This is a genomic window from Virgibacillus dokdonensis, from assembly GCF_900166595.1.
GTDB classification, from domain to species: domain Bacteria; phylum Bacillota; class Bacilli; order Bacillales; family Amphibacillaceae; genus Virgibacillus; species Virgibacillus dokdonensis.
In genome coordinates, this window is record NZ_LT745763.1 from 1,150,856 (window position 1) to 1,166,068 (window position 15,213).

The window sequence follows — 15,213 nt, forward strand, 5'->3', positions numbered from 1 at the left end:
AACAGGGAGGGGATAAGATGGTATTTTATTATGAAAAATTGGATCATGTTCAATTAACAGCACCAAAAGATGAGGAACAAACAGCAAAGGCATTTTACGTCCATATCCTGGGATTTAAAGAAATTAATAAACCAAAGACATTACAAAAAAATGGCGGGATTTGGCTACAATCAGGTGATGTTCATATACATATTGGTGTGGAAGAACCGTTTATGCCAGCGAAAAAAGCACATCCTGCTATTTACGTAAAACATTTAGAAAAGTTAAAACGATATTTACAAGAGCACGATGTAGCTTATTTGGAAGACGAGCGATTGCCAAATTATAAACGTTTCTACGTTAGCGATCCATTTGGAAATCGGCTAGAGTTTTTGGAGAAAAGTTAGAAAAATATCAGAAAAATAGTAATGTTAGTTTTATTTATTTGCGGGTTGTTTATTTACGGTGACGTGCTATACTGATTACATTCAAATAAATACGATTTTCATATAATAGCAGGGATAAGGCTTGCGAGTTTCTACCGGTTTACCGTAAATGAACCGACTATGAAAATAACTGATATAGATTGTATTTTACACTGTAAGAAAAGTGTTCGCATTTCGCCATCACGTGAAGTCTTCTTATGCAAAATACGATCGTTTCTCTTTTAACTCGAAAATCAGTTTCCGTTCATAGTTAGGTTGACGGAAGCGAATTTTCGAGTTTTTTGCATAATAAGAAAATATGCAGGTTTACCGTATAGCCATCCCTTTCCTAATTGGACTTATTTAACTGCATAAAAGCTTCATTGAAGTCCACCTTTTAAAAATGAGAATCTTGTATGCATATTGACATGGAAAGGAAGTTTAACATCATGGAGCGTTTAAAACAGATCATTTTAGCAAAAGGAAAAGTATTATCCAATACAGTTTTAAAGGTGGATGCTTTTTTAAATCATCAAATTGACCCATCCTTAATGGAAGAGATTGGAAAAGAATTTGCAGATCGATTTGCAGATGCTGGTATAACGAAAATATTGACTTTGGAATCTTCAGGAATTGCTCCTGCCGTGATGGCGGGCTTAGTTTTAAAGGTGCCTGTTGTGTTTGCAAGAAAACGTAAATCCCTAACATTAACGGAGCACCTTTATTCTGCGCAAGTCCATTCTTTCACGAAGCAGGAAACAAATGAAATTTCAATTTCGCAATCGTTTATAACTCAGGACGATACAGTTCTAATTATTGATGATTTCTTAGCAAATGGACAAGCGGTATTTGGTTTGATTGATATTTTAAAGCAAGCTAAAGCAACGATTGCTGGGATAGGTATTGTAATTGAAAAAAGTTTTCAAGACGGTGGAAAATCCATTCGTAACGCTGGTTATCGAGTGGAGTCCCTTGCCAGAATAGCACATTTATCAGACGGAAATGTCACCTTTTTAGAGGAGGAAAACTAACATGAAGAATGCTGCTTTAGGGCTACAACATTTATTAGCAATGTATGCAGGGGCTATTTTAGTACCACTTATTGTTGGTGATGCACTTGGCTTAACGTCAGCTCAACTAACGTATCTTGTTGCTATTGATATTTTAATGTGTGGTGTAGCGACTATATTACAGGTTTTAAGAAATCGATTCTTTGGAATTGGCTTACCTGTCGTTTTGGGTTGTACTTTTACTGCGGTAGGTCCAATGATAGCAATTGGCTCTAGTTATGGAGTGACTGCTATATATGGAGCTATTCTTGTATCTGGGCTTTTTGTCATTGCTGTAAGCGGGATATTTGGTAAATTGGTGAAATTCTTTCCTCCAGTTGTAACAGGTTCTGTTGTAACGATTATTGGAATTACGCTTATTCCTGTAGCTATAAATAATATGGGGGGCGGGCAAGGAGCAAGTGACTTTGGCTCATTAGTAAACATAAGTTTATCTTTTGGGACGCTATTATTTATTATTATATTATATCGATTTGCTAAAGGATTTATGAAATCTATTGCTATTTTAGTAGGTTTAATTATTGGAACATTAGCGGCTGGTATGATGGGTTTAGTTGATTTTCAAGCTGTTCGAGAAGCTTCCTATCTTCATTTACCGCACCCCTTTTATTTTGGCACACCAACATTTGAATGGTCTGCTATTTTAACGATGATATTAGTCGCGATCGTTTCATTAGTAGAATCCACAGGTGTATATTTTGCTTTGGGGGATATAACAGATCAAAAACTCAAAGGGAAGGACTTGGCAAACGGTTACAGAGCGGAAGGATTAGCCATTTTATTGGGAGGCTTTTTTAACGCCTTTCCATACACCGCTTTTTCTCAAAATGTCGGTTTGTTGCAAATGACTGGTGTGAAAAAGAAAAGCATTATTTTTATTACTGGTGTCATGCTTATAACGCTTGGTTTCATTCCTAAAATTGCCGCTTTAACGACAATTATTCCAACTCCTGTATTAGGTGGTGCGATGATTGCCATGTTTGGTATGGTAATTTCCCAAGGAATTAAAATGCTTGGTCCTGTCATTATGAAATCATCGGAAAATGCGATGATTGTGGCATGTTCTGTAGGAATGGGGCTAGGTGTAACTGTTGTACCTGAATTGTTTGCCAAATTTCCGGAGAGCATTCAAATATTAACAAGTAATGGCATTGTGGCGGGAAGTGTTACAGCTATTGTGCTAAATATTTTATTCCATATGCTTCCACAAAGAAAAACCAATGAGCATATCAGTTTGCGTGAGCAAGAAGCATAAAGAGATAGATTCCACATATGACGAGCCGTATTTATTCTCCCTTCAAAATCTAAAAAAGTGAAGGGAGGAAATAACGTATTTTGATTTCCACTCTGTTCCACTTCTCTTCGTTTAAGCACCTTTCCTATAACTCTATTGCGTGAAGTTTCACTTTATTTATTATCCAATAGACTTATGTTAGAATAAAAGATACTTTTCTATATAAGTCGTATTTGGTTGTTTTAAAAGAAAGGGGAAATAGGATGGTACGTCAATCCGTAAAAGAAGTAGAGAATATGAATAAATTACCAATCGTTATCGTGCTGATTACTGGAGCTTTTTTAGCCATTTTAAATCAGACATTACTCACCACAGCTATACCTCCTATTATGCAAGATTTACATTTAACCGAAAATACGGCCCAATGGGTAACGACGATTTTTATGCTCGTAAACGGCATTATGATACCTATTACTGCTTTTTTAATTGAAACCTTTACTACAAGACAATTATTTGTTACAGCTATGGGAACATTTTCTGTTGGTACATTTATTTGCGCCATATCACCAAGCTTTTTTCTATTAATGACAGGAAGGGTCATTCAAGCTGCTGGCGCTGGAGTTATGATGCCACTGATGATGACCATCTTCTTATTTATGTTTCCAATTGAAAAAAGAGGAACTGCCATGGGAATGGTTGGGCTTGTAATTGGATTTGCCCCTGCTTTAGGACCATCTATTTCTGGTTGGTTAGTTGAGCATTTCGATTGGAGGTCTATTTTTTATGTCGTTTTACCTTTAGCTATTATGAACGTTATCATTGCGTACTTTGTGATGAAGAATATAACAAAACGTACCTATCCAAAAGTTGATATCTTATCTATATTATACTCAACCCTCGGTTTTGGAGGAATACTTTACGGATTCAGTAGTGCTGGTAATAATGGATGGACCGATCAATTGGTGCTTGTGTCGTTAGCTATTGGGCTAATTACTTTAGCGCTATTTATTACTCGTCAATTCACACTCAAGGAACCAATTTTGGAATTTCGAGTATTTAAAAACAAAATATTTACCATTACGATGATCATTGGAATGATTGGATTTATTGGCTTAATCTCTGCAGAAACCATTCTGCCAATTTATATGCAAAATATGGCAGGGTTTACGCCATTTGAATCTGGCTTGATGATTTTGCCAGGCGCACTACTAATGGGAATTATGTCGCCGATTAATGGACGAATTTTTGACCGATTTGGTGCTAGATACTTAGTAATGATAGGACTGTTCTTATTAACGATTACGTCATTATTGTATACCAATCTATCTGTAGATACGTCATTTACTTATTTAACCATCGTCTTTGCGGTTCGAATGTTTGGTATCTCCATGATTATGATGCCTTCTACGACAGCTGGGTTAAATCAATTATCTTATCGTTTAATTCCACATGGTTCAGCAATGACGAATACAATGCGACAAGTTGCCGCCTCAATTGGAACAGCTTTGTTAATTACGATTATGACTGTGACGGCTTTGGGTACTGGTAAAGAAGCGACTGTTACAGGACAAATACATGGGGTGAACATGGCGTTTTATGTTGCAACAGCAACATCCTTCCTTGGTCTTATACTAGCTTTCTTCGTAAAAGACAAGGCGTCCAAAGAAAGGGTTTTAAAGCAACAGGAAGCTTAAGTGCAGTTTGTGCTATATAGAATAGAAAAAAGTATGAAAGTTTTCCGGCTTATCGTTTAAAAAGCTGCCATGGTAGTTTTGTGGAAACCACTTACTATTAAAGTAATTGCAGGCAATGAATTAACTAGCTACGTAGAATCATATTGGATATGCCATATGAATAGCTATTTTAGTACAAGTTTTTTCTTATATTATCCCCCTTTTTTTATGTTTAAGGGTGGTAAGTAAGTTGGGAACATACTTTAAGAGGTGATACTTGATGCATTTGTTTTCTACCGCGTTAGTCTTGATGTATGTTATTTTTATTGCTGTTACGTTTTTGCTTGCAATTATTTATAATTGCCGTGATCAATGGATTCCTTTTGCTTATGCATCTATTATTTTAGCTATTGCTTCGCCGTTAGTGGCTTTTCTATTTATTATTGGAAAACCAACCAAAATGAGTGGGTTCATGTATATTTTTGAACAAGTATTGGATGCTAATTTAATAGCTTTTATTATTGTATTGCTCCACCTCTATTTATTGTTTACATTAGGTTTATTTTTAAAAGATAGCGTAGGAAAAAAATTGTCTTCTTACTTTTATGCTTTGATAAATAAAATAAGAACTAGAAAGTATTTTCGTAACGATAGAAACAAGGAAAACTTTTAAAATCATGTACAGTGTATTAGATATGAAAAAAAGATGCTGCGGTCACGTTATTCATGATCGCAGCAACAATATTTATTTGGTGTTTATAATGATTTTTCCTTTAGCATGATGCGTTTCACTAAGCTGGTGAGCTTGTTGTACTCCTTCTTGCGTTAGCGGGAAGTTATGTCCAATAATGGATTTGACATGACCGTTTTCCATTAACTTTGCTATTTCCTCGAGTTGCTTTCCATTTTCTTGTAACCATAAAAATCCAGCTGTAATTCCTAATTCTTTCGCTAAGTCTTCATTTGGTGGTTGCACAATGGAAACTAATTTTCCACCTTCTTTTAACACATGCATGCTCTTTTCTTGAACTTCTCCACCAATTGTATCGATAACTAGGTCGTAGTCTTTAATTATTTCAGAGAAGTCTTCTTCTTTATAATTAATAAACCGGTCTGCTCCTAAAGATTCAACAAGTTCCTGATTTTTCTCACTTGCTGTAGTAGCTACATACGCCCCAAAATGTTTTGCAAATTGAATGGCGTATGTTCCGACTCCTCCAGATCCAGCGTGAATGAATACTTTGTCTTTAGCTTTGACTTGACCAAAGTCAAAAAGACATTGCCAAGCAGTTAAACCGGCTAAAGGTACAGCTGCTGCTTCATTGAATGTAATACTTTCTGGAAGAAGAGCTACTTTATCTTCGTCTATCGCGGTGTATTCTGCATAAGTTCCCTGTGCGCTTGTTGCTGGACGGGCAAATACACGGTCACCAGTTTTAAATTTGGTTACGCTTGAGCCAACTTCTTGAACGATACCAGCAGCATCCCATCCAAGGATAATAGGAAATTCAAGTGGGAGCATCTCCTTTAAATATCCTTCACGAACTTTCCAATCTATTGGGTTAATACTTGTAGCGTGCATCTCTACAAGAACTTGGTTATCCTTTATTTGTGGCTTAGGAACATCGCGTTCTTCAAGTTGATTTGCATGACCATATTGGTTTATAACAATAGCCTTCATGTTTTCCCTACTTTCTAAAGGTGTTAGTATTATAATCTCAGGGTTCTGTTCAGATTATGCATAAGGAGGTAGTAAGATGGAAAAACTATCATCTTTTCAACCTGTTTTACCTAAAGATCCTAAAGTGCTTATCCTTGGTTCCATGCCAGGAAAACAATCACTTCAACGGCAAGAGTATTACGGGAACCCAAGAAATCAGTTTTGGGATATCCTGCTCACTATCCTTCAAGAACCTAAGGTAATCGATTATACTCAAAAGTTGCAGGTTTGTAAAAAACATTGCTTAGCACTTTGGGATACGGTAGGGACTTGTTATCGAGCAGGCAGTTTAGATGCAAATATTAAAGATGAAACCCCTAATGATATTCCTTCTTTATTACATAAGTATCCTTCCATCAAATTAATAGCTTGTAATGGAGGGAAATCCTATCAACTGTTAAATAAGTATTTTAAGCAAGAGCATTTAGCTCAAGTAGATGTGGTTAAGCTACCTTCAACGAGCCCAATTCCAGGAAAATATACAAAGCGTTTTGTAGATAAGGTGGAAGCGTGGAAGGTGATTTTGAAATATATTTGACGAATAGCTTATGCTTTTTGTCGATTAGCAGTCAGGAAATAGGGTATACTGAATATAGTAGGAAGAAATAATTAGTTTAGAGTATAGTATGAATAAGTGTAACTGTTAACTAATAGTATAAGATGGATTGTTTTAATGAAATGGTATACTAGTTTTAGAGAGAAGCACTAAAGTGGTTTTTCAGTAGAAAGAGGGGCAGCAAAGGAGTCGTAAGCGGCAACTTACGACTCCTGCGACGGGTTATCCTTATGGCGACTTCGCTATAGGATAGCATGGCACATCATGTCATTAGTGGCGTCATCATTATCCTTTGCTAACTCCATCGGCAGAGTGGCTTTATTTGCTTTCGCGGCTATTTACAATTAACAATACAAGCGTTGCGAACGAAAACATCAGTTCTATCGTCTTGTCAATTGGTATCAATTCATTCAGCCCCTTTCTCTAAGGGATTACCAGTCGCCAAGCATGAAGAAATCTTCTTCACTTCTTTCGCCCTCTGCATAACCTGTCCCCCTCATTATACTATAATACGGCATTGATTTGTGGGAATTATTAGGAAATGGTATAAAATTCTCATTTTTCAATTAATTAAGCAATATTCCCTATGCTAAATTTGTTTTCTCGTAGGTTATAAACCTAGGTTTGTTCCTTTTCAAATTAGTTAAGTAGAAAATAGGTAATTCCCTGGGTAAATAGGCTATTGTTAGCATGAATACAAGCTTTGACAAATTGAAATATGGACAGGTTATGGTTTATGCTATAAACTTTATGGATTATTGTATAAGCCACTTTTATCATAGAGATTTGGCGACAAGACTGGTTCAGTAGGTATACAATGACCTCTTTAAGCATCGTTTTTAATAATTTGTAGACTTAGACGGTTTTTGTTGAGTAACCTAAGTATCAACTACAAACTATACTTGATGTAAGAATGTGGTCGCGCTTTTGGGTAAGCGTATTTAGAGAGCTGTATATGGTAGCTGCTGTACAATTAGGCGGTATGACGTAAATATAATCACGTCCTTATCCAGAGATGAAGATGGGAGCGTGTTTTTTGTACATAGGAAAGTAAAATTATAGGTGGCAACGCTTTCGCCATAATGACTGAATGATAAATGAAGATTTTCTAAACACATGAAACGGTACTTAAAGACATAAGTTAAATGAAAAAAGTGTAACAACTGTATACTCTAGTAGGATAAGTAAAGGGATATCCTTATGATAAAATATTGGAGGAATAGAAATGTTAAAACATGTTGTACTACAAACAGACTTTGGTTTAAGTGATGGGGCGGTAAGTGCCATGTATGGTGTTGCTAAATCGGTGGATCCATCCATTCAACTTTTTGATTTAACACATGATATTTCTCCATATAATATTTGGGAAGCATCTTACCGTTTGTATCAAACGATGTCCTATTGGCCAGAAGAAACGGTGTTTGTTTCTGTTGTCGACCCTGGGGTAGGAACGGATCGACTAAGTGTTGTTGTTAAAACAAATAGAAATCAGTATATTGTAACACCAGATAATGGAACATTGACGCATGTGAAAGGCCATATTGGTATAAAAGAAGTTCGAATCATTGATGAAAAAATAAACCGATTGCCGCGATCCGGAGAGTCACACACTTTTCATGGAAGGGATATTTACGCATATACAGCTGCAAGACTTTCTACTGGAGTTATTCGTTATGAAGAGGTCGGACCGAAGAGGGATGAAGACCGAATTACTTGTTTAAAAGAAGAAAACGCTGCAATTAATAAAGGAATCATTCGTGGATGTATCGACATACTTGATGTGCGATTTGGAAATGTGTGGACAAACATAAATCGTCGTTTATTAGTTGAAGCTGACCATCAATATGGTGATAGGTTGTATGTTACGATTTCCCATCATCAAAAAGATGTATACAAAAATAAGTTGTTATTTGTGCGTTCATTTGCTGAAACGCATTTAGGAGAGCCTTTACTATACATTAATTCATTAGATAAAGCAGCTATTGCGCTGAATCAAGGTTCTTTCGCTAAAGCGTATCATATAGGAACGGGTACAAGCTGGGGAGTGTTTATTCAGAAAGTTGACGAGTGAATGGAATGGTTTCTAAACTTGGCTTTTCTGTTACACTATAGGGAATAATCACCGCTTACCTGAGTTGATTTATCATGATTGTAGACGTTTTTATTTGAAAGTATCGGGTTTGTGGTAAAAGGAATTTGGAAAGTCAAACACTTAAATTTTGTTTTTTTTACTTGGTGCCAAGTGCATGTAGTAGGAGGGGGGAGTGAAGCTGTGGGGTTATTTTTTGGAAGGATTAGCTTGTTTAGTTGTTTATGGCTTATGCTTATTTTGTTTGATAGTAATTATATACCGTTTAGCATTAGTTTATTTGCAGTTTCTTTTGCCTTTTTTTGCTTATTATCGTTACAAAAGCATCATATCTATTTCTATGTTGTCTTGTCTGTTATTGCAATTCTACACATGTGGACAGTAGGGACTGAGCAATTTTATATCATCACTTATCTTTATTTTCTCGTTGTCGATGCTACTTTTAGGTTACAAGGATATTTATTAAAAGGCTATCTCATCATTAATTTTGTGATTTCCATTTTGTACACGATTTTAATAAAAGATTACATAATTGAAGTAATATTATTACATATTCTTTTTGTCAGTTTAATTTTAGTCGGTAATAGAATTTTTACAGAAAGGCAAGAGCTAAGGCAAATGTATGAGCAACTACTTGGCGAATTTCGAAAAAACAAACGAATGAATGCTTCAGCTGATCGAGAGGCGAGATTAGAGGAAAGGACAAATATTGCTCGCGACATTCATGATTCTGTCGGACACCGCTTAACAGCGCTTATGATGAAAATAGAAATTTTATCCATTCAAAATAAGGAACGTGACTATGAAGAGTTAAAAATAATGGCCAAAGAAGCTTTAAAAGAAACAAGAGAGGCTGTAAAGGCTTTACACCAGGAAGAGATTCAGGGTGTAGCATCTGTTGTTCAACTTATTCGAAAGTTAGAAGCAGAAAGTCAGCTAATGGTGAAGTTTACGATGAAGCAAGGTGTTCTATCAGTTGCGCTTACAAATAAGCAAAGTATTACTTTATATCGAGCGATACAAGAAGCTTTAACAAATGTCATGCGGCATTCCTCTTATCGAGAAGTACAAGTAGAGTTAGGAAAATCGGCAGTGGATGATGTCACTTTTGAGATTAGAAACCGAATTTTACAGGCTAGACAGTTTGTTGTTGGGTTTGGGTTAACAAACATGCGAAAACGAATAGAGGAGATACATGGTAAATTACATATTTATCAAACAGAGCAGCATTTTGTAGTTGTAGGAACTATTCCATGCGTTGTAAAGGAGATTGAAAAGCATGTGGCGAATTCTAGTTGTTGAAGATCAAGCTATTGTTCGGCAAGGTTTAAAAGTAATTTTACAGCAAGATGAGCAAATTAGCGTACCGTTTGAAGCTGCGAATGGAAAAGAAGCAATTAAAATTGTTGAACAACATGTTGTTGACTTAGTAATGATGGATGTTAGAATGCCGGTCATGAATGGTATTGAAGCTACTCGGATTATTAAACAAATGAACCCCTCTGTAAAAATTCTCATCTTAACAACGTTTAATGATGATGACTATGTTTTATCAGCTTTAAAAGAAGGGGCAGAAGGCTTTTTGCTTAAAACTACAGAGTCAAAAAAGTTGATTGATGCAGTACATAGCTGTATGCGTGGTGGAATGACGATTCATGAAGAGGTAGCTGCTAAAGTGATGCCGCGTTTACTAAAAGGTACAGAACAAAACAAGACAGAATTAGACGTTCCTTTATCAGAGCGAGAATTACTCATTACCAGATTAGTAGGGGAAGGAAAAACAAACAAGGAAATAGCTCAAACATTACATTTGTCTCTTGGGACGATAAAAAACCATTTGACACAAATTTTACAAAAAACTAACTTACGAGATCGGACGCAACTTGCTATTTTCGCTGTGAAACATCACTTAACGATGTAATGCTTCTATGAAAGTATGAACTTAAAACGATGAATAACTTATTTATTTTAGAAAAACTTTGTTTTTTATCTATAAATCATTTCTTATAGAGTAATAAAAGTGACCTCCGTCACTTTTATTTTTTTATTTTATGACTGAAGATACTGCAAAATAGAAAGTAAAACCGATAAGATGATTAAAAGGAGGAATGTTATGCTTGAATTAGTAAATATTTCAAAGAAATTTAAACAAACGTATGCAGTTAAGAATATGAATATGTTCATGGAACGTGGTGAAATTGTTGGCTTACTAGGGCCAAATGGAGCCGGGAAGTCAACAGCTATATCTATTATGTCTTCATTAGTGGAGCCAACAGCAGGGGAAGTCTACTTTGACAATCGAAGTATTTTAAAAAACCCTACGTCTTTTCGTAAAGTTGCTGGCATTGTACCACAAGAAATTGCGCTATACGAGGATTTAACTGCGGAAGAAAATTTACGATTTTTTGGTAGGATTTATCAGATTAAAGGAAAACAATTACAAAAACGTATAGAAGACGTTCTACAAATAATTGGTTTAGCAGATCGAAAGAAAGAAGTAGTGAAAACATACTCTGGTGGGATGAAGCGACGGTTAAATATTGGAGTAGCTTTATTACATGAACCAGAATTACTTATTATGGATGAGCCGACTGTTGGGATTGATGCGCAATCGAGAAAGTATATTTTAGAAACGGTAAAACGATTAAACAAAGAAATGAATGTCACAATTCTTTATACGAGCCATTATATGGAAGAAGTCGAGTATTTATGTAATCGCATTTATATCATGGATAAAGGGAATCTTATTGCAGCTGGAACAAAGGAAGAAATAAACCGTATTCTATCTGGTGAAAAATCAATCGTAATTAAAGCAAGCCATCTAACCAATCCATTTATTTATGAATTAAAAACATATCCACTTGTAAATAGTGTGGATGTAATGGTAAACAGATTACCGTCATGGTTTCTAAAGAGGTTAATCTATTTAAAGATTTAATTGCAATGGCAGATGAGGCAAACATCGAGTTAATTTCTGTCAATATAAAAACACCGACATTAGAAGATGTGTTTTTACATCTTACTGGTAGAGCGTTGCGAGATTAGGAGAGTGGCAGATGATTGGGCAAATTATTAAAAAACAATTCCTTCTATTATGGAGAAGTCCTGTAGAGCTGTTGTTACTTCTCGCTTTACCAGTTGTTCTTATTGTAATTTTAGGGTCAGCTTTAGGGAACTTTATGGATGGAGACTCGCCAGGTATGCATGCGAAAGTCGCTATGATAGAGCACAGTTCAGAAAGGGAGCAATTTGAAAAATTTAAACGTGATTTTGAAACGGACCTGGGATTGACGGAGGACACAGTAGCAAACATAGAAAAACGTTTACCTATTCAAACGTTAAAAACAATTTTTCATACAAAAGAGATTTCGAAAATGATGGAGTTAGAAGAAATTAGTGTGGAAGAAAAAAGTAAAATATTGCAGGAGGACACGTATACTGCAGTTATTGAAGTTCCAGAAGATTTTTCCTATCAATACCTTTCATATATTTTGTTAGATCGTAAGCAGGCTCCACAGTTACAACTGTATGAAAACGAAGAGAAACAACTTAGTGCAGGAGCTATTCAAAGTATTATTAAAAGCTTTCAACAACAGCTTACTTTAGAGTCATTACTTGAAGAAAAAGGAATGGAGCAAAACGAGGCAGATTTATCTACTATATCTGTTGAAGGCCAACAAAAAAATCTTGAGCAGAGAAAATCTATAACGGCAAAAGAATATTACACTGTTGGTATGGCTGTAATGAATGCACTATTTGTTGCTTCAACAATTGGGCTTATAGCATTTCGGGAAAAGCAAAGCTTTGTGTTTGCGCGCATTATTTTAGCTAATATGTCAAAATGGACCTATTTTACAGGTGTCCTATGTTCAGCTGTGATTTTTTCGCTCATTCAATTACTCGTTATTTACGGTTTTGCTTGGCTTATCTTTGATGTAACATGGGGTGATTTAACAGCTTTTATCGTAATAACGATTGCATTTTCCATTGCGGTTGGAGGTATTACTGTCTTATTAACAGCAATTAGTTATCGAATGCATTCCGAAACGGTAACCAATTTATTTTCAAGTGTCATTGTGTCCATACTCGCTTTAGTTGGAGGTAGCTTTTTTCCAATCGGAGAAAATGTTCAAGTCATTGAACTGATTGGTAATTTTACTCCTAATGGATCAGGAATGTCAGCCTATTTAGCAATATTAAGAGGGGAATCTATTGGAAAAATCGGTAATCATATTTTATTTCTTTCTGTTTTTGGTTTCGCCATGATTATGATTGCTGCAATGACATTTCCTAAAAGGGGGAAAATGGTATGACAGCAATCTTACTTGCTAAGCTAAAACATCTTTTACGTAATCCATGGACGTTTCTCGGTTTTACTGGAATATGTATTGTGTTTGCGCTTATTATGGGACTAACTGGTTTTGAGAGTCGAGCTAGTGTTCCCGTAGTAATTGCGGACGAGGAAGTAACAGGTTCTTCTATCCTTACAACATTGAATGATGAAGAAAGCATTTCCTTTAAAGAGATGGAAGAAGATGCATTGATTCAATCTGTGAAGGAAGGAAAAGCAGAAGTTGGCGCCATACTAAAGAAAGACACATATGAGTTAATCGTAGGTGTAGAATCAACAACGGTTACGTCCTTGGACAATATGATGCGTCAAGCTTATACAGAATATGGACAACGGCAAAAAATAATAGATCATATAGGTGATTTAAAACAAACGGAGAATGCTGCGTTGCAAAAGGAAATTGACGAAGCTTTAAAAAATCCCGTTTTCTCTGTTACTACAAGCAATTTTACTACTGGTCAGGAGATGATGTACGATCCAATTTATCAGTTTTTATTTGGCTTTAGTTTGTTTTTCGTTATTTATACGGTTGCTTATAATGTATTACCAATTCTTATTGAAAAGCAGGAAGGAGTTTGGGATCGGCTTATTTTATCTCCAGTTAAGAAATGGAAAATGTACGCTGGAAATATGATTTACAGCTTTTGTATAGGGTACTTGCAAATATTGATTATATTTTCGTTTTTCTATTTTGTTTTTGGTGTTGACTTTAATGGAGAGTGTAAAATATTTTGTGTAAATAGAAATACCAATTAAACAAGTTCATAGAAAAAGGAAGACCCTTTTTGTAGAATAAAGTTAGCACACAAAATTCACAGAAAAGAGGTCTTCCCTATGAACCATCTTACTACAGATTTAATTGAAGCACTAGCAAAAAAACAAGATATTGAAGAAGTTTTTCGCCGTCATCTAGAAGAAGCTATTAACCAATTACTAAAGCATGAATTAACTGTATTTCTGGATTACGAACCGTATGAACGCAAGGGAGTTCATTCAGGTAACTCTCGTAATGGGTTTTATGACCGTACTTTTAAGACGGAGTACGGTGAGCTACAACTTCGTATACCAAGGGATAGGAACGGAGAATTTCAACAACAAACAGTGGCTCCATATAAGCGTTCTAATGACACGCTGGAACAGTTTGTTATTCACCTTTATGAAAAGGGAATCACAACAGATGAAATCGCACATCTAATCGAACGAATGTACGGACATCATTACACCAAACAGACCGTATCTAACTTAACAAAATTGGTAGCAGAAGATGTACAAGCATTTCATGAACGTAAATTAGAAAACCGTTACGCATGCATTTACTTAGATGCTACTCAAATCCCTATCCGTCGTAACACGGTAGAGAAAGAGTCTGTATATATTGCAATTGGGATCACGGAAGACGGCATAAAAGAAGTATTAGACTTTACTATTGCACCAACAGAATCCGCACACGTATGGGAAGAATTGATGCAGGAACTATATCAGCGTGGTGTTGCAGACGTTCTGCTCTTCATCTCAGACGGTCTAACTGGCATGACAGATGCTATTCACCGTGTCTATCCTAAAGCAAAGCATCAGGTGTGCTGTGTCCATGTTGCCCGCAATATTGCTAAGAAGGTTCGTGTCAAAGACCGTGCAGAGATACTTAGTGACTTTAAAACGGTTTATCATGCCATAGACAAAAAAGAAGCCCTACAAGCGTTAGAACAGTTTCAAAGCAAATGGGAAAAGACATATCCACGTGTCATTGACGCAGTTGTAAAAAATGAACAATTATTAACATTTTATGAGTTCCCTGCCTCTATTCGACGGAGTATCTATTCGACAAATTTAATTGAAGCCTTCAATAAAGAAATAAAGAGATACGTCAAACGAAAAGAGCAGTTTCCAAACAAGGAGGCTTTAGAACGTTTTCTTGTCACGCGATTTCTAGAGTATAATCATAAATTCAGCATGCGCTGCCATCGAGGCTTTGATCAGGCAAAATCTGAATTAGTTGCCTTGTTCGAATCTCTGGAAAATGGGACTTAGAACCCGCCATCCTTGACCTTGTTTACGGTCGTGGTGTATATCTACTGGCGGGTGCAGAAAATATAGCCACATAAGGCTCCACCCGCTT

At 35.9% G+C, this 15,213-nt stretch carries 13 protein-coding genes, 1 pseudogene and 1 riboswitch; of the genes and pseudogenes, 13 read left to right on the forward strand and 1 reads right to left on the reverse strand.

Translation table 11 applies throughout. The features are described 5' to 3' along the window. Positions 1–17: 17 nt before the first annotated feature. From B2C77_RS06925 to B2C77_RS06945, 5 genes are all read left to right on the forward strand, one after another. On the forward strand, positions 18–386 hold the full coding sequence (locus B2C77_RS06925; protein WP_077702964.1) for a VOC family protein: 369 nt from the start codon (positions 18–20) through the stop codon (positions 384–386). Between the two features lie 78 nt (positions 387–464). Further along, a riboswitch (purine riboswitch) is annotated at positions 465–566 on the forward strand. Positions 567–853: 287 nt separating this feature from the next. Then, complete coding sequence (locus tag B2C77_RS06930) at positions 854–1,435, forward strand: xanthine phosphoribosyltransferase (protein ID WP_077702965.1); 582 nt, start codon at positions 854–856, stop codon at positions 1,433–1,435. Position 1,436: 1 nt separating this feature from the next. Continuing rightward, entirely contained in the window at positions 1,437–2,729 is a 1,293-nt protein-coding gene (locus B2C77_RS06935; protein WP_077702966.1) for a nucleobase:cation symporter-2 family protein, read from the forward strand. A gap of 242 nt (positions 2,730–2,971) precedes the next feature. Next, positions 2,972–4,402 carry a DHA2 family efflux MFS transporter permease subunit gene (locus tag B2C77_RS06940; RefSeq protein WP_077702967.1) on the forward strand — a complete coding sequence of 477 codons (1,431 nt, stop codon included), beginning with the start codon at positions 2,972–2,974 and terminating at the stop codon, positions 4,400–4,402. Positions 4,403–4,658: 256 nt separating this feature from the next. Continuing rightward, entirely contained in the window at positions 4,659–5,054 is a 396-nt protein-coding gene (locus B2C77_RS06945; RefSeq protein WP_141130701.1) for a hypothetical protein, read from the forward strand. Between the two features lie 72 nt (positions 5,055–5,126). Here the strand turns inward: B2C77_RS06945 and B2C77_RS06950 are convergent, their stop codons facing one another. After that, entirely contained in the window at positions 5,127–6,062 is a 936-nt protein-coding gene (locus tag B2C77_RS06950) for an NADP-dependent oxidoreductase (protein WP_077702969.1), read from the reverse strand. A gap of 76 nt (positions 6,063–6,138) precedes the next feature. Here B2C77_RS06950 and B2C77_RS06955 point away from each other — a divergent pair, with 76 nt between their 5' ends. The 8 genes and pseudogenes from B2C77_RS06955 to B2C77_RS06990 all read left to right on the forward strand — a co-directional run bounded on the left by B2C77_RS06955 (position 6,139) and on the right by B2C77_RS06990 (position 15,125). Next, complete coding sequence (locus tag B2C77_RS06955) at positions 6,139–6,639, forward strand: DNA-deoxyinosine glycosylase (RefSeq protein ID WP_077702970.1); 501 nt, start codon at positions 6,139–6,141, stop codon at positions 6,637–6,639. A 1,243-nt stretch (positions 6,640–7,882) separates the two neighbouring features. Continuing rightward, positions 7,883–8,728 (forward strand): SAM hydrolase/SAM-dependent halogenase family protein, encoded by an 846-nt coding sequence (locus B2C77_RS06960; RefSeq protein ID WP_077702971.1) that lies wholly within the window; start codon positions 7,883–7,885, stop codon positions 8,726–8,728. Positions 8,729–8,929: 201 nt separating this feature from the next. Further along, entirely contained in the window at positions 8,930–10,048 is a 1,119-nt protein-coding gene (locus B2C77_RS06965) for a sensor histidine kinase (RefSeq protein ID WP_077702972.1), read from the forward strand. Further along, complete coding sequence (locus tag B2C77_RS06970) at positions 10,026–10,667, forward strand: response regulator transcription factor (RefSeq protein WP_073005962.1); 642 nt, start codon at positions 10,026–10,028, stop codon at positions 10,665–10,667. Before B2C77_RS06965 ends, B2C77_RS06970 begins: the two co-directional genes overlap by 23 nt. A 192-nt stretch (positions 10,668–10,859) precedes the next feature. After that, positions 10,860–11,791: pseudogene (locus B2C77_RS06975) on the forward strand (ABC transporter ATP-binding protein). An 11-nt stretch (positions 11,792–11,802) separates the two neighbouring features. Further along, positions 11,803–13,059 carry an ABC-2 transporter permease gene (locus B2C77_RS06980; protein ID WP_077702973.1) on the forward strand — a complete coding sequence of 419 codons (1,257 nt, stop codon included), beginning with the start codon at positions 11,803–11,805 and terminating at the stop codon, positions 13,057–13,059. Next, a complete protein-coding gene (locus tag B2C77_RS06985) occupies positions 13,056–13,853 on the forward strand; it encodes an ABC transporter permease (protein ID WP_077702974.1) in 798 nt (265 codons plus the stop codon). Before B2C77_RS06980 ends, B2C77_RS06985 begins: the two co-directional genes overlap by 4 nt. Before the next feature lie 78 nt (positions 13,854–13,931). Beyond that, complete coding sequence (locus B2C77_RS06990) at positions 13,932–15,125, forward strand: IS256 family transposase (protein ID WP_077701822.1); 1,194 nt, start codon at positions 13,932–13,934, stop codon at positions 15,123–15,125. The last annotated feature ends 88 nt before the right edge of the window (positions 15,126–15,213 follow it).